This is a genomic window from Halomonas sp., from assembly GCF_033549285.1.
In the GTDB taxonomy this organism is placed as follows: Bacteria; Pseudomonadota; Gammaproteobacteria; order Pseudomonadales; family Halomonadaceae; genus Halomonas.
Window position 1 is genome coordinate 1 of sequence record NZ_JAWSUJ010000049.1, and the last position, 23,705, is coordinate 23,705.

A 23,705-nucleotide genomic window follows, 5' to 3' on the forward strand; every position below is an offset into this window, starting at 1 on the left:
CACCGCGATCAGCATGTCGGCGTCCTCGCAGCCGGCCTGGCGAAGCACCATGGGGTAGGAGCCGGCCCCGGAGACCGTGCGGATGTCCAGGCGGGTATGCAGCTCGCGCAGGCGCTCGCCGTCGGTGTCCACCACGGTGATGTCGTTCTCCTCCCGGGCCAGGTGCTCGGCCAGGGTGCCGCCGACCTGGCCGGCGCCGAGGATGATGATCTTCATGGCAGGGTTTCCTTCTCGTTGCCGCCGGGATCGTCGGCGCTTTCGGGCTCGATCATCAGGCGGTAGCCGATACCGGCCTCGGTCTGCAGCAGTGACTGGTCAGCGGGGTCATCACCGAGCTTCTGGCGCAGCTTGCTGATCACGATGCGCAAGTAGTGGGTATCCTCGGCGTGGCTCGGCCCCCACACTTCGCGCAACAACTGTGTCTGGGTGACGACCCGGCCGCTGTGGCGGCATAGGCGTTCGAGCACGGCGTACTCCTTGGGTGTCAGGTGAACGGGCGAGCCGTCACGCCAGACACGCCGTTCGACGGGGTCGATCACCAGTCCGTTGCCACGGTAGCGCTGGCCTTCCGGGATATCCTGGGAGGCCACGCGAAGGCGCAGCAGGGCACGGATGCGTGCCAACAGTTCCTGGATGCCGAAAGGCTTGGTCACGTAGTCGTTGGCGCCATGGTCCAGTGCCCGGACCTTCTCCCCCTCCTGGCCACGCACCGAGACCACGATGATGGGCATCTGGCTGCGCGCGCGCAGCCGGTCGAGCACCGCCTGGCCATCCATGTCCGGCAGGCCCAGATCCAGCAGGACGAGATCGGGGAGCTCCTTCAGGGCCAGCTTCAGCCCTTCGCGACCATTCGCCGCCTCGTAGACGACGAAGCCCTGGGTGACCAGGCTGATGCGCAGGAAGCGGCGAATCTGCGGCTCGTCGTCGATGACCAGGATGCGTTGGGGTTCACTCGACATGGTGGCGAGGCTCCTCGGTGGCGTCGGGCAGTGGCAGGCGCATCACGATGCGCGTGCCGGTTCCCTCGTGGCCAGGCTCGGCGACGATGGTGCCGGCATGGGCGCCGAGCATGCCGCGACAGATGGCCAGCCCCAGGCCGCTGCCATGGCGGCCGCGATCGCCCTCGCCGCCGGTGTAGAACATGTCGAACACCCGTTCGCGAAGGTGGGGCTCGATGCCGGGGCCCTGGTCGGTCACCGCGAGCCATAGCTGGCCCGCCTCAACCCCGGCCTCGAGGCGCAGCGTCCCGCCTGGCGGCGAGAAGCGCGCCGCATTCTCGATGACATTGACCAGCGCCTGCTCGATGAGCGCCGGATGCACGTGCAACAGCGGCAGGTCCTCCGGCCAGTCGCGCTGCACGTGAAGCCCGCGCAGCGCAGGTCCCAGGCGCCGCAGGGCGCTGGCCACCAGGTCCTCCACGGAAATCCAGTCGCGCTCCAGCTTGAGGCCACCCTGCCCGAGGCGGGTCATGTCCAGCAGGTTCTGGATGTAACGGTCGAGTCGTTCGCTTTCACTCAAGATGCCGTCGAGGAGTTCGCCACGGTCGGCCTCGTTCAGCTGGTCGGCCAGGTCGCGCAGGGTGCTGGCAGAGCCGATGATCGAGGCCAGGGGCGTTCTCAGGTCATGGGAGACCGATGACAACAGGGCCGAGCGCAGGCGCTCGTTCTCCTCGGAAAGCCGCGATGCCTCCAGGTCGGCGACCAGGCGGGTACGCTCCAGCGCCAGAGTCAGCAGTCGCAGCATGGCGTCGATGCGTCCGTCCTCGTCGGGGGATGGCGAGTGCTCCCGTTGTCCCAGGGCCAGGCAGACCAGCGCCACCAGCCGCCCCTGTTCCACCAGCGGAATCACCTGCCAGTCGGTATCCAGCGGCTGCTCGGTCCCCTTGCCGCTGGGACGACGATGAAGACGGCTCCAGGCCACGGCGGTCCGGGCGTCGGGGGCAAGGCGGTGTCCCGCCGGTGCACTATGGAGCACTGCCACATCACCCTCTGCATCGGTGGCATCAAGCATCACCACCGGACAACCGAGCCAGCGCATCAGGGTGGCCACGCCCACCTCGCCGACGCGTTGCCGGTCCGTCGCCACCGCGAGCTCCCGGGAGAAGGTCAGCAGCTGGTAGGTCTGTTCGCGGCTCGCTCGCAGGGCGAGCAGGCGGGTTCGGGCGTTGCCCGCCAGTTGCCCGACCACCACGGCGACCAGCAGGTAGACCACCACGGTGACCAGTTGGTCGTTTTCCACCATGGCCAGCGAGTAGCGCGGTTCTGTCAGGAAGAAATTGAAACTGACAAACCCCAGCACGGCGGCCAGCATGGCGGAGCGGGTTCCCGCCAGGGTGGCGCTGACCAGTACCGCGCCGAGAAACAGCAAGGAGAGATTGCCCAGTGCCAGCCAGGACTTCAGGCCCGCCGACAGCCCCAGCGCCGCCAGGGTCGAACTCACGGCAATACCCGCACCCCGCCATCGCCAGAGGCGCTGGCGGGTTCGAGGACGAAAGCGTGGCCGCTGGCGTGCCTCGGCGGCCACCACGAGATCAAAGGGGCCGCCCAGACGGGCCAGGCGCTCCGCCAGGGGGCGACGCCAGACGCGCCAGCCCGAGGGGCGCCCATGACCGACCAGCAGGGTGGCAACCTTCAGCTCATTCGCCAGCGCCAACAGTTCACGGGCACGATCCTGTCCCGAGACCACGCGGACATCGCCGCCCAGGCGCTGGACCTGGGCAAAGTCGCGCTCCAGCATCAGCCGCCGCTGGGGATCCTCCCTGTCGCTCTCGACGTAGGCGGCACACCACTGGACGCGGTCACGCGTCGCCAGGCGATGGGCGGCACGCACCAGGGCGGCATCCTCCGCGCCACCGCTCAGCGCCACCAGCAGCCGGATGGGCGCCGGGTGGTGCGACGGACCGGCCGTGCGTTCTTCGAGATCCTGCATGGTCTCCTCGAGGGCCTTTTGCATGGTGTTCTATCGCCGCCAGAACATCGGGGTCAGGAGTACCAGCACCGTCAGGATCTCCAGCCGCCCCATCAGCATGCCGACGCACAGCAACCACTTCGCGGCGTCAGGGAGAGGGATGAAGTTGCCCGATGGGCCGATGATGTCGCCGAGCCCCGGTCCCACATTGGCCACCGCCGTGGCGGCGCCAGAGAGCGCTGTGACGAAGTCCAGTCCCATCAGGGATAGGCCGAGTGCCAGTCCGGCGATGGTCAGGAAGAAAAAGAACGAGAACGCCACCACGCCCCGCGTGATCTCGTCGGTCAGCGTCTGGCCATTGTAGCGCGAGACAAAGACGCCGCTGGAGTGGTTGAGAAAGCGCAGCTGGCTGACCAGCAGCAGCATGGCGACCTGAAAGCGGAAGATCTTCATGCCCCCGGCGGTCGAGCCACTGCAGCCCCCCACGAACGTGAGGTAGAAGAAGGCTACCGTCGCCATCGAGCCCCACAGCGTGTAGTCGTCCGAGGCGTAGCCGGTGGTGGTGACCACCGAGATGACGTTGAAGACCACATGGGTGAGTGCCTCGAAGGGTGGGGTACCCAGCCACATGCGCCACAGGGTCAGCAACAGGCAGACCGTGGCCAGCAGGACCAGCAGCCCATGCACCTGCTGGTCCCGCCACAGGGCCATCCGCGCCCCTCGCAACACGCGGATGTAGAGGACAAAGGGCAGCGCGCCCATCAGCATGAACAGGGAGCCGAGCCACAGCAGGTGGGGCTGTTCGGCATAGGCACCGAAGGAGGCATCGGAATTGGCGAAGCCACCGGTCGCCAGTGAGGTCATGGCATGCACCACCGCATCCAGGGGCGTCATGCCACCCAGCCAGTAGGACAGCATGGCGAGCGTGGTGAAGCCGACGTAGATCGACAGGGTGGCCTTGGCGATGCCGCCGGTTTTCGGCATGACCTTGTCGGACCAGTCGGAGGATTCGGTATGGAACAGCCGCATGCCCCCGACCTTGAGGAACGGCAGGATGGCGATGCCCATGACGATGATGCCGATGCCACCCAGCCACTGCATGATGCCTCGCCAAAGCTTGAGGCCATCGGAAAGCTGGTCGATGTGCGACAGGACAGTGGAACCGGTCGTGGTAATGGCCGACACCGACTCGAACACGGCGTTGGTGAAGGTGAGTTGAGGCGCCCCCAGCACCAGCGGCAGGCTGGCGAAGGTACTGATACTCACCCAGCTGAGCGTGGTGACGAGAAACATCTGCCACGGCTTGAGGGAAACCTTGATGCGCAGCGTGGCCAGCCAACTGATGGCCACCGAGGCCAGCACGATGCCGGTGGACAGGGCGAAGGCGCGTGCATCGGGCTCTTCCTCGATGACCAGGACCAGCCAGGGCACCATCATGAAGGCCGCCAGGACCAGCCACAGCACGGAGAGCACCTTGAGGATCGGCGCCCAGTTGAGCCACTGCTCCCGGAGTACGCTCTCGCGCATGGTAGCCTCCTTGACTCTCTTCGGTTGTGCCATCTGACAGGGGAGACAGAGCCCTCATGGCACCACGGGGCCATCTAAAAAATCCGTAAAATCTGGACAGGACATCGCCGCTTTCCGCCCGGGCAAGTCGCGCCGTGGCGTGGCTCAAGGCCTGGCGGGGTGGATATCCGACCCAAGGAATGATTTGCGGGCGCATATTGCGGAACAGGCGCGCTTCCGGCTGAATTCCTGCACCAGTCCCATGAACGCAGGCGACTGGCACGGCCATTTCTCCTGCAGGCTGCCCCGTCACGCCATATCGAGAGGAGGCCAGGCAATGGAGTTGGCACGGTTTGAAGCGCACCAGGCGGCGCAGCTCCAGGCGCTGTTTACGAGGACATTCGCCGATGCCGAGGGGCCGGCAGAAGGCGAACTGGTCGGGGGGGCTGGTGCGCACCCTGATGGCCGATACCGACCCGCGGGATTTCCTGGGGTTCATGGCCATGGAGAAGGGCCGGGTCGTGGCAGGCATCTTCTTCTCGAGGCTCAGGTTCGATACCCCGGTCGAGGCCTTCCTGCTGTCACCGGTGGCGGTGCATCCCGACTACCAGGGCCGGGGCATCGGGCAGCGCCTGATCCGTTTCGGCCTCGAGCGGCTGAAGGAGAGGGGCGTGATGCGGGTCTTCACCTACGGGGATCCGGCGTTCTATTCGCGTGTCGGCTTCATACCGGTTTCCGAGGAGAGGGCGTCGGCGCCCTTCAGGCTGTCCCAGTCGGAGGGCTGGCTCGGCCAGGCGCTGGATGGGCATGAGGTGACGGCCCTGGCCTGCGTCACGGCGTTCGACGATCCCGCCTGCTGGTGAGGTACAGCGCCACCAGCCTGGCCGCCTGGGTGTCCTCGTGCCACCGGGCGGCGTGACTCGGGCCGCGGCGGGAAAGCCTCTCGCGCAGCGCCGGGTCGCCCAGTACCCGATTCACCTTGGCGGCGAAGTCGTCGTGGGTCTCCTCGGCAATCAGGCAGCCTTCGCCATCCGCCAGCACGTCACGGGTGCCCATCACCGCGGTGGAGACCACGGGCGTGCCCAGCGCCAGGGCCTCAAGCAGCACGAGGCCCTGGGTTTCCGTGCGCGAGGCGAACACGAAGGCATCGGCGGCACGGTAGGCGGCCTGCAGGGGGCCGTCGCGATCCAGGTACCCCAGGAAGTGCACCGCCTCGCCAACGCCCGCCGCCTGTGCCTGTCGGGCCAACGCCGCTCGGGCCGGGCCTTCGCCGGTAATGACCAGGCGGGTATCGGGATGCCGGGCCAGCACCCGCGGCAGCATCTCGATCAGAAAGCCGATGTTCTTCTCGTGGGCGGTGCGTCCCACGTAGAGCAGCAGCCGGGCCGTCGGCGGCAGGCCGTAGCGGGCGCGAAAGCCGTCCGTCTCCCGGGGCTGCGTGAAGGCCTCGAGGGCCAGGCCGGTGGGTATCACCGCCATGGGCGTTGTCACGCCATAGCGGCTCAGGACATCCCGCATGGCGAGGGAGGGCACGACCACGACATCCAGTTGCTGGCACTGGCGTACCGAGAGGCGCCGGGCCAGGAGGCGCAGCCAGCGCCGCGGCAGCCAGCGCACATAGTGGTGCAGGTACTCCTCGAAGAGGGTGTGGTAGGTCGCCACCACCGGGATGCCCAGCCGATTGCCCAGGGCGATGCCGGCGGCGTGCGCCACGAAGGGCGTATGCACGTGGATCAGGTCGAACGCCCTGGCCAGGAGTTGCGGTGCCAGGGCCAGCACCTCGCGATAGCGCATCATGCGATCCTCGGGATCGCCGGGCACCCCGCGGGAGCCGATGCGCAGCACGCCGGGCCTGTCCGTCTGGCCCACCGGGTAGGCGGGGCAGATCAGCGTCACCGAGTGGCCAAGGCGCTCCAGGGCGGCACAGAAGCTGGCGATGGAGGTGGAGACCCCGTTCACCCGTGGCAGGTAGACATCCGAGATCATCAGGATCTTCAGGGTGCGGCTCCTGGGACCAGGGGCGCCGGTGGCCTGAAGCGAGGGAGAAGTGAGTCCTCGCTGCGCTTCCCGTTCGGCCCGATACTGCAGGCCCAGCGCATTGCCGTGGGCCAGCCGGGCGAGGAATTCCTGTTCCGCGGTGCTGAGCGGTTCGCGCTGGGGCATGCCGGCGGGCTCCGGTGGCACTTTCCTGCAGCCTGGCGCGCTTGCATGACAGTGGTGTGTCAGGCCAGCTTGTCACTGCTGGCGGGAGAGACATTCACTGCCCGGTCGTGAACCCCGCGGCCGCGCAGGGTCTGCCGCGATAGGCCCCAACTTCAAGGGAGTTAGCCGATGTCCGAGCTGCCACCGCTCAAGGTCTACTACGACGGCATCTGCCCAGTCTGTCGGCGGGATCGCACCCGCTACGAGCGCTGGGCAGGGGAGGCCGGCCGCCAGGTGGCGTGGTGCGATGTGACCGAGCACCAGGCGACGCTGCGCGAGAAGGGCGTCGACCCGCAGGCGGCGCTGCTTTCCCTGCATGTGGAAGAGGAGGGCGGGCGCATCATGGAAGGCATCGACGCCTATGTCCTGCTGATGCGCCGGGTGCCACGCCTCAAGCCCCTGGCCTGGCTGATCGGCCTGCCGGGGCTCAAGCCGGCGCTGCGCTGGTGCTACGACCGCTGGGTGCAGAGGCGCCTGGCTCGAGAGGGGCGCCTGCCCTGAGCCTGCGTTTGGCCCCACGGGGTGGCATCCTCCTCCCGCGGATGTCTCAGCGCTCCTGGCGGGCCGACCAGTGGCGCTGCATCTCGAGGAAGGTGAGCGAGGCCGACCAGGTGATCAGCATGAAGCCGGTCAGTGCCTCGGTGCCGGTGACAAAGCGGATAGGCCCTGTGGCAACGAGATCGCCATAGCCCAGGGTGGTGTAGGTGATCGCCGAGAAGTAGACGTAGTCCAGGAAGTCCATCGTCTCGCGGCCCACGACCTCTCCTGCCAGGGGATGCTCACCGAGCAGGGCCATGGCCACGGCGAAGATCCAGATCTCGGTGACGTGGGCGGCGAACAGGCCGAAGGTGAGCTTGAGGAAGCGCCGGCGCAGGGTACTGCGCGACTTTTCCAGGCGCCGCCACAGCCGCAGCGACACCTCGTAGTGCAGCAGGATGCAGGTCACGACGGCGATCAGGGTGATGGCCACGGCCCAGAGGTGGCCAGCATCCAGGGCAGCATCGAGCACGGGCGGTGGTCCTTCTGTCGAGATGCGGCAAGCCTAGCGCGATCACGGGGCCGGCGTCACGGCCCGAGCCGCGCCAGAATGACGCCTCGCTGGGGCGCTGCTAGGATGGGCCATCCGTCACCCGCGTGACGCGCGGCCGGCAGGCCGGCACCCGCCGCAAGGAAGGCTGTCATGAAGACGACCCATGCCACTCGGGCGGAAGCCCTCGACGATACCCTCTCGCCGCTCTCGCTCAAGCGGGTCGGCATCGACACCTACCGCGAGAACGTGGCCTACCTGCATCGCGAATGTGACCTCTATCGCGCCGAGGGCTTCCAGGCGCTCTCCAAGGTGGAGATCCGTGCCAACGGCCAGCGCATCCTGGCGAGCCTCAACGTGGTGGACGATGCCGCCATCGTCGACTGCCAGCAGCTCGGCCTCTCCGAGGACGCCTTCGAGGCCCTGGGCGTGGAGGAGGGCCATCCGGTGAGCGTCTCCCAGGCGGAGCCCCCGGCCTCGATACCCGCCCTGCACCGCAAGCTCGCGGGCGAGCGGCTTTCCCGGGAGGACTTCCGGCACATCATCCGCGACATCGCCGAGCTGCGCTATTCCAAGATCGAGCTGACCGCCTTCGTGGTCGCCTGCGACCGCGGCGAGCTCGACCGCGAGGAGGTCTTCTACCTGAGCGATGCCATGAGCCGGGTCGGGCGCCGCCTCGACTGGCATGAGCATCCGGTGGTCGACAAGCACTGCATCGGCGGCATCCCGGGCAACCGCACCTCCATGCTGGTGGTGCCCATCGTCGCCGCCCACGGCCTGCTGTGCCCCAAGACCTCCTCGCGGGCCATCACCTCCCCCTCGGGCACCGCCGATACCATGGAGGTGCTGGCCAACGTTGACCTGCCGTTCGACGTGCTGGGCGACATCGTGCGCACCCATCGCGGCTGCCTGGCCTGGGGGGGCACCAGTGAGCTCTCGCCCGCCGACGACGTGCTGATCTCGGTGGAGCGCCCGCTCTCCATCGACTCCCCGGGCCAGATGGTCGCCTCCATCCTCTCCAAGAAGGTGGCCGCCGGCTCCAGCCACCTGCTGCTCGACCTCCCCATTGGCCCCCATGCCAAGGTGCGGTCCATGCCCGAGGCGCGGCAGCTGCGCCGGCTCTTCGAGTTCGTGGCCGGGCGCATGGGCCTGACCCTGGACGTGGTGATCACCGACGGTAGCCAGCCCGTGGGGCGCGGCATCGGCCCGGTGCTGGAGGCCCGCGACGTGATGCGCGTGCTCACCAACCACCCCGAGGCGCCCATGGACCTGCGCCAGAAGGCCCTGCGCCTGGCCGGGCGGATGCTGGAGTTCGACCCGGACGTGCGCGGCGGCGCCGGCTTCGGCATCGCCCGGGACATCCTCGATGACGGCCGGGCCGCCGAGAAGATGCAGGCGATCATCGAGGCCCAGGGCCGCCGGCCCTTCGACCCGGACGACCCGCCACTGGCCCCCCACAGCTTTGAGGTGATGGCCGCGGCGGATGGCGTGGTCACCGGCATCGACAACCTCAAGCTGGCACGCATCGCCCGCCTGGCGGGTGCCCCCAAGGCGGCCGGTGCCGGGGTCGACCTGCTCAGGCGCATCGGCGACCCGGTTACCCGGGGCCAGCCGCTCTACCGCGTCCATGCCGCCTACCGCAACGAGCTGACCTTCGCCCACCAGTCCACCGAGCGGGACACCGGCATCGCCATCGGCCGCGCCGAGGAGATCACTCGGCTCAACGTCGAGTTCTGAACAGGGAGGTTCGATGACCCGCGCACTGCTGCATTTCCAGGACGAGGCGGACCCCGCGCATCGCCTCGCCGAGGCGGCGGGCCTGCCCGCCCACGCCGTCGATCGCCACCGCTTTCCCGACGAGGAGCTCAAGCTCCGGCTGCCCTTCGCCGAGACGGGCGCCTTTCCCGAGACCCTGGTGCTCTATCGCAGCCTCGACCGGCCCAACGACAAGCTCGTCGAGCTGCTGCTGCTGGCGCGACACGCCCGCCGGCAGGGCGTGACCCGCCTGGTGCTGGTCGCGCCCTATCTCGCCTACATGCGCCAGGACATCGCCTTCCACCCCGGCGAGATCGTCAGCCAGACCATCGTCGGCGGCTTCCTCGCCGAGCTGTTCGACGCCGTGATCACCGTCGACCCGCACCTGCATCGCATCGCGCGCCTCGACCAGGCGATTCCCCTCGAGCACGCCATCGCGCTCTCCGGCGCCCCGCGCCTCGCCGAGCTGATCGCCGAGAAGCGCCACGCCCCCCTGTTGCTGGGACCGGATGAGGAGGCCCTGCAGTGGGTCCGCCAGGCCGGCGAGGCGACCGGCTTCGATATCGGCACCTGCCGCAAGACCCGCAACGGCGACCGCAACGTGCAGGTCGAGCTGCCAAACATCGAAGTCGCCGGCCGTCAGGTGGTGCTGATGGACGACGTGGCGAGCTCCGGCCACACCGTCGCCCGCGCCGCCGAGGCGCTGCTCGCCGCCGGGGCCGCCTCGGTGGACGTGGCGATCACCCACGCGCTGTTCGCCGGCGATGCGCTGGCGGTGATCCAGGCCGCCGGCGTCGGCGAGATCTGGAGCACCGACTGCATCGCCCACGACAGCAACGCCATCGCCATGGCGCCGGTGCTGGCCGAGGCGCTCGCCGCGCTGGGCTAGGCGTTGTCCGCAAGCAGCAGGGCGGGCCCGTGGCCCGCCCTGCTGCATGCGTCTCATCCGCTGGATGCGTTACTTGTCGGTCTTCTCGGGCTTGTCGGAACCCTGGTGGGCCAGGGGACCGGCCTCGTCCAGGCGCGGGTGGTGGTCGAGGAACTCGCGGTGCGGGTCCGGCAGGGCATCCAGGGCGTGGAGGGTATGGGTGATGGCGTGGATCGCCGCCAGCACGTCCCGGGTGTAGCCGGTCTCCGAGATGGTGTGCATGTTGCGGATCGGGAAGCCGATGGAGGTCGCCACGCAGTCCACGGCGGCGAGCACCCCGGCCATGCCGTCGGTGCCGGTATCCACGCCGACGATGTCGCGCTGCATGGGAATGCCCTGCTCCTTGGCGGTGGTCTCGATGATCCGGTTGAGCTGCTCGCTGGCGATGGCGCCCACCGACATGGTGAACCCCTTGCCCATCTCCAGCGGCTGCATGCGCCGGTCGCCGATGCCGGGGGCGGCCACATAGTCGTGGTTGACGTCCACGGCGATGATGGCGTCGGGCTCGAGTTCACCGGCCAGCACCCGGCTGCCGAAGCGGCCGATCTCCTCGTAGCTGGCGATGGCGAACATCACGCGCACCTTCTCGGTGCCGCCCGCCTCGGCGATCAGCCTCGCCACCTCGGCGGTGACGAAGCAGCCCAGGCCGTTGTCCAGATAGGCGCCGTAGAAGGTGTCCGGGCTGAAGCCGTGGCGGATGGGTCGGTCGAGCAGGATCGAATCGCCGGGCCGCACGCCCAGGTTCTCCACCTGCTGCTTCTTGTTCTCGCCGTGGATCTGCAGCTCGAGGTAGAGCTGCTCCTTCTTGATGCCCTTCTCGCCGTTGCGCTGGGCCGGGTCGGAGAAGTGGATGGCGCCCAGCGCCTCCACGGTGCCGCCCTCGATGCGCCGGTAGCTGCCGGGCGCCTCGGGGTCCTCGCTGAACAGGGTGACCTCGTGGCCGATCACCACGTTGGGCAGGAAGGAGTCGCTGTTGATCCAGATCTTGCCGTCCTCGCCGATCGAGCGGACCTGCATGCGGATCTTGTCGGCATGGCCGATGATCATCACCTTGAAGAGGTCGTCGCGGCCCGGATGGGTGTCCAGCACCACGCCGGCGTGGCCCTTGAACTGGTGCAGCTGCCAGCTCGCCGGGGCGAAGCCCTCGAAGTGGGGCTTGAGCACGCCGTAGGTCATGGCGGCCTCGAGCCCCACCGGGCTCGGGGCGGCGAGGATGCGCCGCATCAGGTCGAACTGCGGGGCGGGCATGGGGCTGTTCCAGGGCTTTCGCGTGTCGCTCATGGCGTTCTCTCTTGCTCGTTCAGGAAAGTGGGGGAGGGGCGGAGCGCCTCAGCGCCGGCGACGCATCCAGTAGCGCCGGCCCATGGCGCCCGGGCGCTCGATGATCTCCGGTGGCGCGTGGTGGTCGTCGGAATGGTCATGCAGGGACACTTCCGTTGACGCCTCGACGCTCATCAGCCGCCGGATGCGCTCCTCCGTCGGCGGGTGGGTGCGCAGCCAGTCGAGCCCCGCGGGCGGATGGCGGCCGAACAGCGTGGCCAGCCAGCGGCCGTGGTGGCGCTCCAGCACGGCCAGCGCCGAGGCCAGCCCCTCAGGGTCGCCTGTCAGGGCCACGGCGTCCAGGTCGGCGGTGTACTCGCGGTTGCGGGAGAGCGCCAGCTGGAGCAGGGTGCTGAGGCTAGGCGCGAAGGCCACCACCAGCAGCAGGCTCCAGGGCAGGCGGAACTCGCCAGCCAGGATCAGGGGCACCATCAGCAGCAGGCTGAGCTGCAGCACCGTGGTCAGCCAGAGGGTGAGCCGGGTCATGGCCGCGGCCATGGACATCACCCGGGTGTCACCATGGCGCAGGTGGCTCACCTCGTGGGCCAGCACGCCGGCCAGCTCGCGCAGCGTCAGGGTGCGCAGCAGGCCCTCGGTGACGGCGATGCCGCCGTCGTGGCGGGTGCCCACGGCGAAGGCGTTGAGCTCGGGTGTGGGGGCGTAGAAGAGCTGCGGGGGCCGGGTGAGGCCGGCGCGCCGGTAGAGCGTATCGAGCAGGCGGTAGAGCGACGGCGCCTGGTGGCGATGCAGCAGGCCGGCCCCGGCATCGGCGAGGATGTAGCGAGCCGGCACCCAGCTGCCGGCGAAGGCCCCGACCACCACCACCCCCAGGCTCATGACGATGCCGAGGCCGCCGGCCAGCAGGTAGCCGGGCACGGCCAGCACCAGGGCCAGGCCGGCCATGATCAGCAGGGTCTGCAGGCCGTTCTTCACCCGGCTGCGCCAGAGGCGTTGTGTCCCGATCGGCATCGCGTTCCTTGGCGGGGGTCAGCCGTGCAGCCGGTGCAGGCTGTCGACCAGCCGCCGGCAGATGGCGTCCAGCTTCTCCAGCTGCTTCTCGTCGCGCAGTTGGCCGGCCTCGTCGAAGGCATCCGCGGCCCGCGCCACGGCGAGCTGGTCCGGCAGCACCGTCACCCCGATGTTGGCCAGCAGCTGGCGGGCCAGACCCAGGCTGCGGATGCCGCCCAGGCCGCCGGGCGAGGCGGAGACCACCGCGGCCAGCTTGCCCTCGAACAGCGCAAGGCCGCTCTCGCCCTGGTGGGGGCGGGTCAGCCAGTCCAGGGTGTTCTTGAGCAGCGGGGTGATGAAGCCATTGTACTCCGGCGAGGCGATCAGCAGCCCCTCGTGGTCGGCCAGGCCGCGCCTCAGCACCAGGGCGTTCTCGGGCAGGCCCTGCTCGGCCTCCAGGTCGCCGTCGTAGAGCGGCATGGGGTGGTCGCGCAGGTCGATGAAGGTGGGGCGGCCGCCCAGGTGCTCGATGCGCTCGGCGGCCAGGCGCGCCAGCGCCTTGTTGCAGGAGCCGGCGCGGCTGCTGCCGGCGAAGACCAGGATGCGGGGGTGAGGCTGACGATCCGTCATTTAGGCTCCTTCGGGGTCGATCTTGCTCCCGGCGGGGACTTGTCGGGTTGGGCGCGGCCTGCCGGGTCGCAGGGATCAGGCATGGTGGGGCAGGTGGTCGGCCAGGGTGCGGCGCAGCGGCTTCACCGCCAGCCCGACCAGCACCACGAGCCCCAGCCACTCCACCCAGGCCGGCAGCAGCTCGCCCACCGCCTCGATCTGGCGGGCGATGTCGAGCTGCCACCAGCTCGCCACCGCATCCACGCCAAGCCCCAGCAGCACCGCGCTTGCCAGGATGCCGGCGAGATAGGCCACCAGGGCCCGGTTGCCCATCTCACGGCGGAAGACCCCGAGGGTGGCCAGGCTGGTGACCGGTGCGGCGATCAGGAAGACCAGCACGGTGCCAGGCGAGACGCCGGCCAGCAGCAGCCCGGCGGCGATGGGGGTGGCGGCGGTGGCGCACATGTAGAGTGGAATGCCGATCACCGCCATGACCAGCATGGCCCCCAGGCCGCTGCCCAGGGCGGCCAGCTGCTGTGGTGGCACCAGGGCGATCAGGCCCCCGGCGACCAGCAGGCCCACCAGCAGCCAGAGGCTGATGTCGTCGAGGATGTCGGTGAAGGCGTAGTGCAGCCCGTCGGCCAGCCGGCCGGCGAGCCCTCGCGCGGCGCTCTCGGCAGGCGTCTCCTGCGCATCGCCGCAGCCGCTGGCGCAGCAGCTGCCGCAGCTATCCTCCGCCTCGGGCTGGACGTCGGCTGGCACACTCGTCGGCATGTCCGTCGGCACAGTACGACCCACCAGCAGGCCGGTGACGATCGCGGTGAGCACGGCGCTGGCCGCCCGGGCCACGGCCATGAAGGGGCCGAGCAGGGCATAGGTGATGGCCATGGAGTCCACGCCGATGCCCGGGGTGCCGATCAGGAAGGCGGTGGCCGGGCCGCGCGAGGCGCCGCCGCGATACATGGCCAGCGCCGTGGGAATGGCCCCGCAGGAGCAGAGCGGCAGGGGGGCGCCGATCACTGCCGCCCGGGCGATGCTGCCAAGCCCCTGGCCGCCGACCCAGCGCTGCAGCAGGGCCTCGGAGACCAGCGCCTTGATCAGTCCGGCCATCACCAGCCCCAGCAGCAGCCAGGGGGCGGCGGAGAGGGCGACGGCCAGGATGGCGTTCAGCAGGGACATGGGGCGCTCCTCGGCGGGGATGCTCTATTCTGGGGCCGGCAGTCACCCGTCCGTCAAGCGTGGCGCACGCCGAAGGCGCGATGCGCTCCTCGTCAGCCCCGGATCTCGGCGATGACCTCGCCGGTCTCCTCGCTGAGCCCCGTCTCCTGGAAGCCGAGGCTGGCGTAGAAGTCCCGGGCGACCTGGTTGGTGGCCACATAGCAGATCGCGATGCGCTCGAAGGGGCCCTGCGCCCGGATCTCGTCCAGCACGCACTGCATGGCCCGGTATCCGATGCCTCTGCCCTGGTGGTGCTGGTCGACCATGAGACGGAAGATGTTGTAGGACGGCGGCCGGTCGTCGTGGGCGAAGGATTCGTACATGACAAAGCCGACCACCTCCCCGTCGCAATAGATCGCGCGAGGCCGGTAGGTCGGATGCAAGCTCGATTCGGCAATGGAATAGAGGTTGTCGGCGACATAGCCACGCTGTGATGCCGCGACCTCCAGCGCAATGACGGCCTCGAAGTTCTCGCGGGTGACGTCCTTCAGTGCGATGTCCATCGCCTGCTCCTCCCGTTGGGGGCATGAGGCGAGGCGTCGCGGCGGCTCAGTCAGGCCCCGGTGCACCGTGTTCCCCGGGGATCGGGATCGTCCGTTGCACCTCACCCAGCCGCGGGCTGCCGACCCGAACGGTCACCTCGCCCTCGCCCAGGACCACCCAGCATACACGGGCCTGGTGGTTGTTGCCTCGGGAACGCTGGAACCAGGGCATGTGAGCGGCCTCACCGAGGCCGCGTCCCCAGCCGTCCAGGTGCCCCAGCGCCCGGCGGGCCCGGTCGGAGTCGTGCAGCCGACAGCCCCGGGGGGTGGCCTCGGCCTCCACGCCGGCGTTCCAGGGGCGCTGGCGTGCGGCCTCCACGCCGTGGCTCGGCAGGTAGCCGTGGTTGGCCACCGTCACCTCCAGCGCATGGATGCCCTCGCCCAGCGGCGTGCACTGTACGGCCTCGATCACCAGCCGCGGCATCATCGAGGCGACCTGCAGCCAGTAGGTCGCCAGGCCGTCACAGATCGCCGGCAGGATCTCCGGCGGCGGGTTCCAGATGCCGAGGCACGCATCCAGGCCGCCGACCTCCACCTCGCCCAGCTGGGGGTGCGTCAGCGGTCGCCAGTCGCCGAACAGCCGCCGGCCATTGCTGACCCGGTCCCATTGGGCCAGCCGCTCCATCGGCTCGCGGTCCAGGGCGGTGTAGTGGTCGATGAAACGCTCGGGACGGGGCAGGCCGAGGCGCTGGAAGAGGTCCCAGAGCTCGCAGACCTGGGCCAGGCAGCCGCGCTGGTGATAGGCGAACTCGATGAGGTCGCCGTGCAGCGGGGTCTCGGGCTCGTAGCTGAACTCCTCGTAGCTGCTCACGGTGGGGTAGGCGGTGAGCGACTGGGCCCAGTCGGCGAGCTGGCGGTAGAGCGCGAGGTCCTGCGGGGCCATGCAGCTGTCCGGGGCATCGACCAGCGGGCGGATGAAGACGCCGCCGAAGGTGTGCAGGTTGAGCCAGGCGTAGAGGTTGGGGTGGGCGAGGGCGAAGTCGATGACGGCCCGGGTCTCGGGGGCGTCGCCGGGGTAGTGGCCGGCGCCGACCTGTTCCGGCTCGGGCCGCCAGCCCCAGGGGAAGTTGCGGTTGAAGTCCGGGGTGTCGGCCAGCCAGTCGGGTTCGGGGATCGTCTCGCCGTCCCAGTGCTCGATCACCCCCTCGGGGTAGAGCCGCCAGTAGGGCGGCGGGTCCTCCACCCGGCGCGGCAGCATCAGTCCCGGATGGTCGGGGGAGGCGACGAAATCGCCCGCCTCGTCGTGGCGGCGCAGGTAGCGGCAGCGGCCGTCGCCATCCAGGTCCTCGGCGCGCCAGCGGGGTCGCTCGGGGCTGCCGGCGGTGCGCCGCGGGGCGGAGCGCACGAAGCCGCCCTGGCGCAGCACCTGCTCGGCGCCGTCCGGCGAGAGGCGCGGGCAGATGTAGAACAGCACCTCGCGTAGCTGGCGGCGCTGGTGCTCGGGCCAGTCCCCGGGAAGCAATTCGGGGGCCAGGTGCAGCGCCAGGACCGCTTCCGCCACGGCAAGGGCGACGCTGGAGCCGGCCAGCTCGGTGCCGTGCATGTTGCCGTCTACCCAGACCCCGGGGCGCCGCCGGTCGGGCTCGGGACCGAGGGTCAGCACCCAGAGGTCGCGCCCCTCGGGGCTCGTGCCAATGCTCTCCAGGCGGGCCAGCTGCGGGTGGTCCCGGGCCCAGGTCTCGAGCTGGCGGGTCAGCGCCTCGTGGCTCAGGTAGCGCTGGCGGAAGGGGCCGTTGAGCGTGTCATGGGTCATGCCGGTGCCTCGCCGTGCCGTGTCGCGCTGTCAGTATGGTGCATCCTTCGGGAAGGGTCGTCGCTGGCGCGTCTTACCCCCCTGGGGCCGGCTGTGCCAAGCTGGAGCCAGGATCAATCATGCATCGACGGGAGGCCTCATGAATGATCGGCGGCGCGAGGCGCTTGAGCACGAGCATCGCCCGGAGGTGATCGAGCGACGGCTGCGCGCCCCCTCCCGGCTCCGGCACATGCCCGATGCCATCCTCGGCGGCATCGACGGCTGCGTGACCACCTTCGCGGTGGTCTCCGGGGCCTTCGGCGCGGGCTTCTCGTCCACGGTGGCGCTGGTGCTGGGGGTTGCCAACCTGCTCGCCGACGGCTTCAGCATGGCGGTCAGCAACTACGAGGCGATCCAGGCCCAGCGCGAGCATGTCGAGGGGGTGCGCCGCACCGAGAACCACCATATCGACGAGGTGCCAGAGGGCGAGCGCGAGGAGATCCGCCAGATCTTCCGGCGCAAGGGGTTCTCGGGCGAGACCCTGGATCGGGTGGTGGAGATCATCTGCAGCGACCGCGAGGTGTGGGTGGAGACCATGGTCTCCGAGGAGCACGGCCTGCAGACCGTGGGGCTGAGCCCGATGCGCTCGGCGCTGGCCACCTTCCTCGCCTTCCTGGTGGTGGGCGCCATGCCGCTGCTGCCCTATGCGGTTCCCGGGCTGGATACCACCCGGCAGTTCCTGGCAAGCCTGGCGGTGGCCGGGCTGATGTTCTTCCTGATCGGCATGGGCAAGAGCCTGGTCTACCACCAGCCGGTGCTGAAGTCGGGCCTGCGGACCCTGCTGATCGGCGGGGCCGCGGCGGGGCTGGCCTTCCTCACCGGCCATCTGGCGCAGGCGCTGTTCGGCGTGGGCCTGTAGGCCACCCTTGACGTCGCGTTGAATCCGGGAACCTGCCAGCCGGGTCGCTCGCGAGCCGCGCGAGGGTGAGCGGGACCCGGTGGGTCCGGCCGCTGGCATGCGCGGGCCAGGGCGGCGTAGGCTGGGTGGCACCGTCACGCAAGGGAGTCAGCAAATGGATCGTTTCATGCAGGCCGCGCTCGAGGAGGCCCGCCATGGCCTCGAGGAGGGCGGCATCCCCATCGGCTCGGTGCTGGTGCACCGCGGGGTGGTGATCGGCCGCGGCCACAATCGTCGCGTGCAGCTGGGCAGCGCGGTGCTGCACGGCGAGATGGACGCCCTGGAGAACGCCGGGCGCCATCCGGCCGAGACCTACCGCGAGAGCATCCTCTACACCACCCTCTCGCCCTGCCCGATGTGCAGCGGTGCCATCCTGCTCTACGGCATCCCCAGGGTGGTGATCGGCGAGAATCGCACCTTCCTCGGCGAGGAGGCCCTGCTCAGGGAGCGCGGCGTCGAGGTGGAGGTGCTGCAGGATCCCGAGTGCATCGCGCTGATGGAGGTCTTCATCGCCGCCTCGCCCGAGCTGTGGCACGAGGACATCGGCGAGTAGCGCCTGCGCGTAAGGGCATGACGAGAACCATGCTGATCTGGGTCAAGTCGGCCGGGCAGGGCTGGACTACCCTTGAGGATGAGGCGGGCCTGCTCGAGGAACGACAGCCGGTGTTTCCCGGTATCCGACACCTCGGTGTTCCATCGGCTTCGCCATTCCTGATCTGCATTCGAGGAGTCATCGACATGGCCAAGAAAGCGTCCAAGGATGTTCCGGTTTCGACCGAGAAGTCTTCTCAGCCGTCGGAGTCCCGGGCGATGAGCCCGTTCCGGGAGTTCGATCGTCTGCTCGATACCTTCTTCGATCGTGGCGGGATGCCCTCGCGCTGGGAGCATCCCCTCTGGCAGCGCTTCGCCGCCTTCGAGAAGGGCATGCCGAAGGTCGATGTCATCGACCGCGATGCCGAGGTGGTGGTACGCGCCGAGGTTCCGGGCTTCGAGCGCGAGGAGCTCGACGTCTCGGTGACCGATGGCGCGGTGACCATCAAGGGCGACCACCGCGAGGAGAGCAAGGAGGAGGAGGGCGAGTACTTCCACTCCGAGATCTCCCGTGGCTCCTTCACCCGAACGGTGGCCCTGCCCAGCGAGATCGATGCCGACAAGGCGGCCGCCAGCTTCAAGAACGGTGTCCTCGAACTGACGCTGCCCAAGCACAAGAAGGCCAATCGACGCAAGGTCGAGGTCAAGTAACCATCCGAATGACCACCAGGCCGGCTATTCCGGCCTGGCGGCTTCCCAGGCGTGAGGGAACGAATGTGGACACCACCTGGGTGGTAGTCGCCGACCAGGCACGGGCACGGCTCTTCTCGGCCTCCGACCAGCGTGGGCCGCTGGAGGAAGTGGAGGACCTGGCCAATCCCGAGGGCCGCCTGCATGACCGCGACCTCAATGCCGACAGCCCGGGACGCGCCTTCGACTCCATGGGCGAGGGCCGCCATGCCATGGGCAAGCACCATTCGCCCAAGGAGCAGGAGGCGATCCGCTTCGCCCATGAGGTGGGGGAGCGCCTGGCGGCCGGCCTGCACGACGGCGCCTACCGGCACCTGATCATCAGCGCCACGCCACGCTTCCTGGGGCTGCTGCGCGAGACGCTGCCCGAGGCCGTCGCCAAGTGCATCGTGCTCGAACTGCACAAGGACCTCACGGCACTGAGCCCCGAGGAGATCCGGGGCCACCTGCCGGAGCGGCTGCCCCGGGCGCCCCTCTCCTCGCAGGGGTAGGAGGCGGGTAGCCGGAGCGAGGGAGACGATGGCCGGCGTGACCCTCTGGCTGACCGGGGACGTGATGACCGGGCGCGGCATCGACCAGGTCCTGCCGCATCCCGGCAATCCCCGTATCTTCGAGTCCTGCATGACCTCGGCCATCGACTATGTCCGGCTGGCCGAGCGAGTGAGCGGCCCGATTCCCCATCCCGTCGACTTCCCCTACGTCTGGGGCGACGCCCTGGCGTGGCTCGAGCGCCAGGCGCCCGACCTGCGCCTGATCAACCTCGAGACGTCGGTCACCACCAGCGACGATGCCGAGTCCAAGGGGATCCAGTACCGCATGCATCCCGCCAACCTGCCGGTGCTTGCCCCGGCGGGGGTGGATGCCTGCGTGCTGGCCAACAACCATGTGCTGGATTGGGGACGACGCGGGCTAAGCGAGACCCTGGAGGTACTCGGGGAGGCCGGCTACGCCACGCCCGGTGCCGGCCTGGACCGGCATCAGGCGAGGGTCCCGGCACGCTTCGAGATCCCCGGCGGGCGGGTGCGGCTGCTGGCCTTCGGGCTGCCCAGCAGCGGCGTGCCCACCGACTGGGCGGCCGGTGACGACAGGCCCGGGGTCAATGTGCTGTCCGACCTCTCGTCCGCCGCCGTGTCGACCATCGCCGCGGACGTCGCCCGGGGGCGCGAGCCCGGGGAACTGGCCCTGGTCTCGCTGCACTGGGGCGGCAACTGGGGCTATGCGATCCCCGATGCGCATCGGGCGTTCGCCCACCGGCTGATCGACGAGGCCGGCGTGGACCTGGTCTGGGGCCACTCCTCCCACCACCCGCTGGGCATCGAGGTGTATCGGGGCAGGCTGATCCTCTACGGCTGCGGTGACCTGATCAACGACTACGAGGGCATCACCGGCCACGAGGCCTTCCGAGACGACCTGACCCTGCTCTACTTCCCGACCCTCTGCCCGATGGACGGCCGCCTGGAACGGCTGGTCATGGTGCCTCTTCAGCGCCGCCGTTTCCGTCTCGACCGAGCCCCCCGCGAGGGGGCCGAGTGGCTGTGCCGGATGCTGAACCGTGAGGGAAAGCCGCTCGGCACTCGGGTACGGCAGGAAGGACCTGATCGTCTGGTGCTCGAGTGGCAAGCCGAGCAGTGACGCGGTTCAACTCATGTCGTGCCTGATGGCCCATCCGGGCCGGCGTCGGGTGGAGGGCTCGACGCATCCTGTTCGGTGACGAAGGCACTGCGATGGAAGTCCGCCGCGGCCTCCACCTCGGCAAGGCCGCGCAGGCCGGGTTCCGGTGGCGCGTCGCCGGCCAGCACCTGGAGCACCGACCTGACCCCGCGCGACAGCGATATCAGGTTGTAGCCGCCTTCCAGCACGAAGACCAGCCTTCCCCCGCACTGCCGGCGTGCCAGGCTCTGCAGGATGCCGGTCATGGCGGAAAAGCCGTCATAGGAGACGTTCAGCGCCAGGTCATGGCTGTGGGGATCGAACCCTGTCGAGACCAGGATCAGGTCGGGTCGGAACCATTCGGCCGCCGGTACCAGGATCTCGCGGAAGGCCTTGAGATAGGCGGCGTCGCCGGCATCGGCAGGCAGGGGAACATTGACGATGGTGCCTTCCCCGAGGCCCACCCCGACCTCCTCGAGACTCCCCGTGCCGGGATAGAAGGGAGAGGCGCGGTGGATATCGAAGAACAGCACATCCTGGTCGGCCCAGAAGATGTCCTGGGTACCGTTGCCGTGATGGGCATCCCAGTCGACGATCATGACCCGCTGACAGCCCAGCGCCGCCCGGGCATGGGCGGCCGCCACCGCCACGTTGTTGAACAGGCAGAAGCCGCGGGCCCGCACTGGCTCGGCATGGTGGCCGGGGGGCCTGACCAGCGCGAAGCTGCTCTCGGCGCGCCCCGCGACTACCGCTTCGACGGCGGCGATCGCCGTGCCGGCGGCCACCTCGGCGGCATCGACGCTGCCGGGTGATACCGCCGTGGTATCCACGTCCAGCCAGGCGCTCTTGCCGCGCAGCTGGTAGATGCTGTCCAGGTAGGAGTTGGTATGGACGCGCCCCAGCTGCTCGCGAGTGGCCGGCATGCCGGCCTCGAAGGTCACCCCGGGGACCGGTTCGAGCTCCAGCAGGTGCCAGATGGCGGTGAGACGGGCGGGGTGTTCGGGATACTTCCAGGGGACGCCCAGACCCGACAGCAGGGAGCGGACGCGCTTGTCCATGCGCCCCGGCAGGAAGGGCACCTCGATATCCGGCTCATGGGCCAGCATCCGCTCGTCATAGAAGGCGATCACGCTGTTCTGTTCGGCCACTGCAAGGCTCCCTGTTGAGCGCAACATACGGGCGAGACCTGGCTACAGCATATCAGGGGGATGGCACCGGGGGGTGGAGAATGGCCCGTTACATCAGCGCATGGCATCGCGCAGGCGTTCCACCGCCAGGAACAGCTGACGGCGTGGCTGGGCACCCTCGAGCACGCCGGCGTGCTCGCCGTCCAGCGAGAAGCGCAGGCCCGGCACGCCGCCGATGCCGAGCTCCCGGGCGGTCTGCTGGTCGCCCCGTACCTCTTGGCGAAAGTCACCCTGCGACAGGGCCTGGCGCAGGGCCTGGCCATCCAGCTGGAGCGTCTGCGCCACGCGGACCAGTGCCTCGGGGTCGGCCAGGTCGAGGCTCTCCTCGAAGAAGCCGCGGAACAGCGCCGTGCGCATGGCGCCGTCGGCCCCGGGGCGGACGGCCTCCTGCGTCCGGGCCCAGGCACTGGCCTCGTGGGCCAGCCGCGAACGGGGCTGCAGGCGGGGCAGGCGAAGGGTCATGCCGCGCTCCGCGGCCATGGGATAGACCGCCCGTTCCCAGGTGTCGTGCAGGTAGTCGCCATCGGGGTCGAGGGTCGGCTCGGGCTCGGGGCGCAGCTCGAAGGCGCGCCAGCGGATCGTCACGACATCGCCGAAGCGCTCGGCCAGGGCGTCGAGCTCCGGGGCCTCCAGGTAGCAGAAGGGGCAGACGAAGTCGCTGAAGACATCGAGGGTAATGCGGGGTCGGGTCATCGGGTGCCTCCTGTGGCGATGCGGCAGACCCCGGGAGGGTAACAGCGCGTCGCCCGACAGGACATGGCGGAGGAGAGGGCGGTCGGTGCGATGTCAGGCGCTGCGGCTGGCCGGTTCGGCACGAATGTGCAGGTGCACGGCGCAGGCGACCCGCAACAGGGAGGCGAGGTTGGGCACCGCCCCCTTGGTGGCCATCACCTCCCCGTAGAGCTCGCTGATGAACTGTCCGGTGGAGAGTTGCTGGTTGCGGGCCAGGTGGTCGAGGATCTCCCAGAACTCGTTCTCGAGCCGAACGCTGGTCACGCTGCCCTGAAGGCGCAGCGAGCGGGTGGTGCATTCATAGCGTCGGGGATCGGTGGAGGCATAGACGTGGCACATGACATTCACTCCGCAGGAAACAGGGTGCCGGAGCCGACCCGGCTCGTTCGACATTGCCCTCTGTGACCCTCCATGAGCATTAGACCATCGTCGATGTAGTAACCCGCTGTTACCCGCCCTGCGATGCATGCGCCTACTCTCCATGGAGGTGGTCCGGTCCACCGTTAGCTCCCTACAACAAGAAACCAGGCGCGGTTCACCCTCCCCGGGCGCTGCGCCATCCACCCCGGAGAGGTCAGCCATGAGTTCACCCACGATTTCCCGCCGCGTCTTTCTCAAGGCGAGTGGCGGCGTTCTGGCCGGCACCCTGGCCTTCGCCAGCGGCCCCATCGCCCTGCTGGCACCCTCGCGCAGCTGGGCGATGCCGCTCGACAACCTGTCTTCCCGCCAGGGCGAGGTACTGCTTGCGGTCACCCGGCAGGTCTTTCCCCATGCGGACCTCGAGGATGCCGTCTACGCCCACGTGGTGAAGAGTCTCGACCGCAAGGCCGTCGAGGGCGCGCTGCTCACCACCCTCGACGAAGGCATTGCCGAGCTCGACCGGTCCGCCGGCGGTGACTGGCTGGCGCTGGACGACACCGCGCGGCTCGAGCACCTCGCGCCCATGGCCGGCATGCCCTTCTTCGAGGCCATCCGTGGCGATGCGGTGGTCTCGCTCTACGACAATCCCCTGGCCTATGCCCACTTCGGCTACGAGGGCGCGGAGGGCGACGGGGGCTACCTGAGCAAGGGCTTCAATGACCTCCACTGGCTGCCCGACCCGCCGCAGCCCGAGGGCGGCTACCTGCCCTTCGAGGAACCGACGGCCTGACGGGCCCGCCGAGCGACCGTCGACCAGAACAACAACGCATGTGGAGACGCCAA

General features: G+C 69.3%; 25 protein-coding genes. 10 read left to right on the forward strand and 15 right to left on the reverse strand.

The window, feature by feature from the left end; all coding sequences use genetic code 11:
* The 4 genes from SCI24_RS12125 to trkI form a co-directional block, all read right to left on the reverse strand.
* Positions 1–216, reverse strand: a 216-nt coding sequence (locus tag SCI24_RS12125) for an NAD-binding protein (protein ID WP_318725619.1), incomplete at its 3' end; no start/stop codon positions are given.
* Positions 213–959, reverse strand: a complete 747-nt coding sequence (locus SCI24_RS12130; RefSeq protein ID WP_318725620.1) for a response regulator transcription factor — start codon at positions 957–959, stop codon at positions 213–215. The genes SCI24_RS12125 and SCI24_RS12130, both read right to left, overlap by 4 nt.
* Positions 949–2,952: an ATP-binding protein gene (locus SCI24_RS12135; protein ID WP_318725621.1), complete on the reverse strand. Its 2,004-nt coding sequence runs from the start codon at positions 2,950–2,952 to the stop codon at positions 949–951. The genes SCI24_RS12130 and SCI24_RS12135 overlap by 11 nt, the downstream gene beginning before the upstream one ends.
* 6 nt (positions 2,953–2,958) lie before the next feature.
* Positions 2,959–4,467 carry a Trk system potassium transporter TrkI gene (gene trkI, locus SCI24_RS12140; RefSeq protein ID WP_412929656.1) on the reverse strand — a complete coding sequence of 503 codons (1,509 nt, stop codon included), beginning with the start codon at positions 4,465–4,467 and terminating at the stop codon, positions 2,959–2,961.
* A gap of 353 nt (positions 4,468–4,820) precedes the next feature.
* Between trkI and SCI24_RS12145 the strand changes: the two genes are divergently transcribed.
* Complete coding sequence (locus SCI24_RS12145) at positions 4,821–5,276, forward strand: N-acetyltransferase (RefSeq protein ID WP_318725623.1); 456 nt, start codon at positions 4,821–4,823, stop codon at positions 5,274–5,276.
* Here the strand turns inward: SCI24_RS12145 and SCI24_RS12150 are convergent.
* The gene (locus SCI24_RS12150; protein ID WP_318725624.1) at positions 5,245–6,576 is read right to left on the reverse strand and encodes a glycosyltransferase; all 1,332 of its coding nucleotides are present in this window, start codon (positions 6,574–6,576) and stop codon (positions 5,245–5,247) included. The genes SCI24_RS12145 and SCI24_RS12150 overlap by 32 nt on opposite strands.
* Positions 6,577–6,744: 168 nt before the next feature.
* On the opposite strand from SCI24_RS12150, the gene SCI24_RS12155 reads away from it, so the two are divergent.
* Entirely contained in the window at positions 6,745–7,116 is a 372-nt protein-coding gene (locus SCI24_RS12155; RefSeq protein WP_318725625.1) for a DUF393 domain-containing protein, read from the forward strand.
* A gap of 46 nt (positions 7,117–7,162) precedes the next feature.
* Here the strand turns inward: SCI24_RS12155 and SCI24_RS12160 are convergent, their stop codons facing one another.
* Complete coding sequence (locus SCI24_RS12160; RefSeq protein ID WP_318725626.1) at positions 7,163–7,624, reverse strand: potassium channel family protein; 462 nt, start codon at positions 7,622–7,624, stop codon at positions 7,163–7,165.
* Positions 7,625–7,795: 171 nt separating this feature from the next.
* Here SCI24_RS12160 and SCI24_RS12165 point away from each other — a divergent pair, with 171 nt between their 5' ends.
* Together SCI24_RS12165 and SCI24_RS12170 are read left to right on the forward strand one after the other, a co-directional pair.
* Positions 7,796–9,379 carry a thymidine phosphorylase family protein gene (locus SCI24_RS12165; RefSeq protein WP_318725627.1) on the forward strand — a complete coding sequence of 528 codons (1,584 nt, stop codon included), beginning with the start codon at positions 7,796–7,798 and terminating at the stop codon, positions 9,377–9,379.
* A gap of 13 nt (positions 9,380–9,392) precedes the next feature.
* Positions 9,393–10,286, forward strand: a complete 894-nt coding sequence (locus SCI24_RS12170; protein WP_318725628.1) for a ribose-phosphate diphosphokinase — start codon at positions 9,393–9,395, stop codon at positions 10,284–10,286.
* Positions 10,287–10,355: 69 nt separating this feature from the next.
* Here the strand turns inward: SCI24_RS12170 and SCI24_RS12175 are convergent, their stop codons facing one another.
* The 6 genes from SCI24_RS12175 to SCI24_RS12200 all read right to left on the reverse strand — a co-directional run bounded on the left by SCI24_RS12175 (position 10,356) and on the right by SCI24_RS12200 (position 16,715).
* On the reverse strand, positions 10,356–11,606 hold the full coding sequence (locus SCI24_RS12175) for a M20/M25/M40 family metallo-hydrolase (RefSeq protein WP_318725629.1): 1,251 nt from the start codon (positions 11,604–11,606) through the stop codon (positions 10,356–10,358).
* A 48-nt stretch (positions 11,607–11,654) separates the two neighbouring features.
* Positions 11,655–12,614, reverse strand: coding sequence for a zinc metalloprotease HtpX (locus SCI24_RS12180; RefSeq protein WP_318725630.1), 960 nt, complete (start codon positions 12,612–12,614; stop codon positions 11,655–11,657).
* Between the two features lie 18 nt (positions 12,615–12,632).
* Positions 12,633–13,223, reverse strand: a complete 591-nt coding sequence (locus tag SCI24_RS12185; protein WP_318725631.1) for an NAD(P)H-dependent oxidoreductase — start codon at positions 13,221–13,223, stop codon at positions 12,633–12,635.
* 75 nt (positions 13,224–13,298) lie between these two features.
* The gene (locus tag SCI24_RS12190) at positions 13,299–14,381 is read right to left on the reverse strand and encodes an SO_0444 family Cu/Zn efflux transporter (protein ID WP_318725632.1); all 1,083 of its coding nucleotides are present in this window, start codon (positions 14,379–14,381) and stop codon (positions 13,299–13,301) included.
* Positions 14,382–14,473: 92 nt separating this feature from the next.
* On the reverse strand, positions 14,474–14,923 hold the full coding sequence (locus SCI24_RS12195; protein WP_318725633.1) for a GNAT family N-acetyltransferase: 450 nt from the start codon (positions 14,921–14,923) through the stop codon (positions 14,474–14,476).
* Positions 14,924–14,969: 46 nt separating this feature from the next.
* Positions 14,970–16,715, reverse strand: a complete 1,746-nt coding sequence (locus tag SCI24_RS12200) for a M14 family metallopeptidase (RefSeq protein WP_318725634.1) — start codon at positions 16,713–16,715, stop codon at positions 14,970–14,972.
* A gap of 139 nt (positions 16,716–16,854) precedes the next feature.
* On the opposite strand from SCI24_RS12200, the gene SCI24_RS12205 reads away from it, so the two are divergent.
* The 5 genes from SCI24_RS12205 to SCI24_RS12225 all read left to right on the forward strand — a co-directional run bounded on the left by SCI24_RS12205 (position 16,855) and on the right by SCI24_RS12225 (position 20,565).
* Positions 16,855–17,613 carry a VIT1/CCC1 transporter family protein gene (locus SCI24_RS12205; protein ID WP_318725635.1) on the forward strand — a complete coding sequence of 253 codons (759 nt, stop codon included), beginning with the start codon at positions 16,855–16,857 and terminating at the stop codon, positions 17,611–17,613.
* A 154-nt stretch (positions 17,614–17,767) separates the two neighbouring features.
* Positions 17,768–18,205, forward strand: coding sequence for a nucleoside deaminase (locus SCI24_RS12210; RefSeq protein WP_318725636.1), 438 nt, complete (start codon positions 17,768–17,770; stop codon positions 18,203–18,205).
* Positions 18,206–18,390: 185 nt separating this feature from the next.
* A complete protein-coding gene (locus SCI24_RS12215; RefSeq protein ID WP_318725637.1) occupies positions 18,391–18,894 on the forward strand; it encodes an Hsp20/alpha crystallin family protein in 504 nt (167 codons plus the stop codon).
* Between the two features lie 65 nt (positions 18,895–18,959).
* Positions 18,960–19,424, forward strand: a complete 465-nt coding sequence (locus tag SCI24_RS12220) for a host attachment protein (protein WP_318725638.1) — start codon at positions 18,960–18,962, stop codon at positions 19,422–19,424.
* A gap of 28 nt (positions 19,425–19,452) precedes the next feature.
* Positions 19,453–20,565: a CapA family protein gene (locus tag SCI24_RS12225; RefSeq protein ID WP_318725639.1), complete on the forward strand. Its 1,113-nt coding sequence runs from the start codon at positions 19,453–19,455 to the stop codon at positions 20,563–20,565.
* Between the two features lie 11 nt (positions 20,566–20,576).
* Here SCI24_RS12225 and SCI24_RS12230 read toward each other — a convergent pair whose 3' ends face one another.
* The 3 genes from SCI24_RS12230 to SCI24_RS12240 all read right to left on the reverse strand — a co-directional run bounded on the left by SCI24_RS12230 (position 20,577) and on the right by SCI24_RS12240 (position 22,841).
* Entirely contained in the window at positions 20,577–21,731 is a 1,155-nt protein-coding gene (locus tag SCI24_RS12230; protein WP_318725640.1) for a histone deacetylase, read from the reverse strand.
* 93 nt (positions 21,732–21,824) lie between these two features.
* The gene (locus SCI24_RS12235) at positions 21,825–22,463 is read right to left on the reverse strand and encodes a DsbA family protein (RefSeq protein WP_318725641.1); all 639 of its coding nucleotides are present in this window, start codon (positions 22,461–22,463) and stop codon (positions 21,825–21,827) included.
* Between the two features lie 93 nt (positions 22,464–22,556).
* Positions 22,557–22,841, reverse strand: a complete 285-nt coding sequence (locus tag SCI24_RS12240; protein ID WP_318725642.1) for a ribbon-helix-helix domain-containing protein — start codon at positions 22,839–22,841, stop codon at positions 22,557–22,559.
* 241 nt (positions 22,842–23,082) lie between these two features.
* On the opposite strand from SCI24_RS12240, the gene SCI24_RS12245 reads away from it, so the two are divergent.
* Positions 23,083–23,652: a twin-arginine translocation signal domain-containing protein gene (locus SCI24_RS12245; protein WP_318725643.1), complete on the forward strand. Its 570-nt coding sequence runs from the start codon at positions 23,083–23,085 to the stop codon at positions 23,650–23,652.
* Positions 23,653–23,705: the final 53 nt, after the last annotated feature.

Coding starts and splice junctions, on each gene's coding strand:
- SCI24_RS12130 (WP_318725620.1), bottom strand. CDS start 959: ATGTCGAGTGAACCCCAACGCATCCTGGTCATCGACGACGAGCCGCAG.
- SCI24_RS12135 (WP_318725621.1), bottom strand. CDS start 2,952: ATGCAAAAGGCCCTCGAGGAGACCATGCAGGATCTCGAAGAACGCACG.
- trkI (WP_412929656.1), bottom strand. CDS start 4,467: ATGGCACAACCGAAGAGAGTCAAGGAGGCTACCATGCGCGAGAGCGTA.
- SCI24_RS12145 (WP_318725623.1), top strand. CDS start 4,821: ATGCCGAGGGGCCGGCAGAAGGCGAACTGGTCGGGGGGGCTGGTGCGC.
- SCI24_RS12150 (WP_318725624.1), bottom strand. CDS start 6,576: ATGCCCCAGCGCGAACCGCTCAGCACCGCGGAACAGGAATTCCTCGCC.
- SCI24_RS12155 (WP_318725625.1), top strand. CDS start 6,745: ATGTCCGAGCTGCCACCGCTCAAGGTCTACTACGACGGCATCTGCCCA.
- SCI24_RS12165 (WP_318725627.1), top strand. CDS start 7,796: ATGAAGACGACCCATGCCACTCGGGCGGAAGCCCTCGACGATACCCTC.
- SCI24_RS12170 (WP_318725628.1), top strand. CDS start 9,393: ATGACCCGCGCACTGCTGCATTTCCAGGACGAGGCGGACCCCGCGCAT.
- SCI24_RS12175 (WP_318725629.1), bottom strand. CDS start 11,606: ATGAGCGACACGCGAAAGCCCTGGAACAGCCCCATGCCCGCCCCGCAG.
- SCI24_RS12180 (WP_318725630.1), bottom strand. CDS start 12,614: ATGCCGATCGGGACACAACGCCTCTGGCGCAGCCGGGTGAAGAACGGC.
- SCI24_RS12185 (WP_318725631.1), bottom strand. CDS start 13,223: ATGACGGATCGTCAGCCTCACCCCCGCATCCTGGTCTTCGCCGGCAGC.
- SCI24_RS12190 (WP_318725632.1), bottom strand. CDS start 14,381: ATGTCCCTGCTGAACGCCATCCTGGCCGTCGCCCTCTCCGCCGCCCCC.
- SCI24_RS12195 (WP_318725633.1), bottom strand. CDS start 14,923: ATGGACATCGCACTGAAGGACGTCACCCGCGAGAACTTCGAGGCCGTC.
- SCI24_RS12200 (WP_318725634.1), bottom strand. CDS start 16,715: ATGACCCATGACACGCTCAACGGCCCCTTCCGCCAGCGCTACCTGAGC.
- SCI24_RS12205 (WP_318725635.1), top strand. CDS start 16,855: ATGAATGATCGGCGGCGCGAGGCGCTTGAGCACGAGCATCGCCCGGAG.
- SCI24_RS12210 (WP_318725636.1), top strand. CDS start 17,768: ATGGATCGTTTCATGCAGGCCGCGCTCGAGGAGGCCCGCCATGGCCTC.
- SCI24_RS12215 (WP_318725637.1), top strand. CDS start 18,391: ATGGCCAAGAAAGCGTCCAAGGATGTTCCGGTTTCGACCGAGAAGTCT.
- SCI24_RS12225 (WP_318725639.1), top strand. CDS start 19,453: ATGGCCGGCGTGACCCTCTGGCTGACCGGGGACGTGATGACCGGGCGC.
- SCI24_RS12235 (WP_318725641.1), bottom strand. CDS start 22,463: ATGACCCGACCCCGCATTACCCTCGATGTCTTCAGCGACTTCGTCTGC.
- SCI24_RS12240 (WP_318725642.1), bottom strand. CDS start 22,841: ATGTGCCACGTCTATGCCTCCACCGATCCCCGACGCTATGAATGCACC.
- SCI24_RS12245 (WP_318725643.1), top strand. CDS start 23,083: ATGAGTTCACCCACGATTTCCCGCCGCGTCTTTCTCAAGGCGAGTGGC.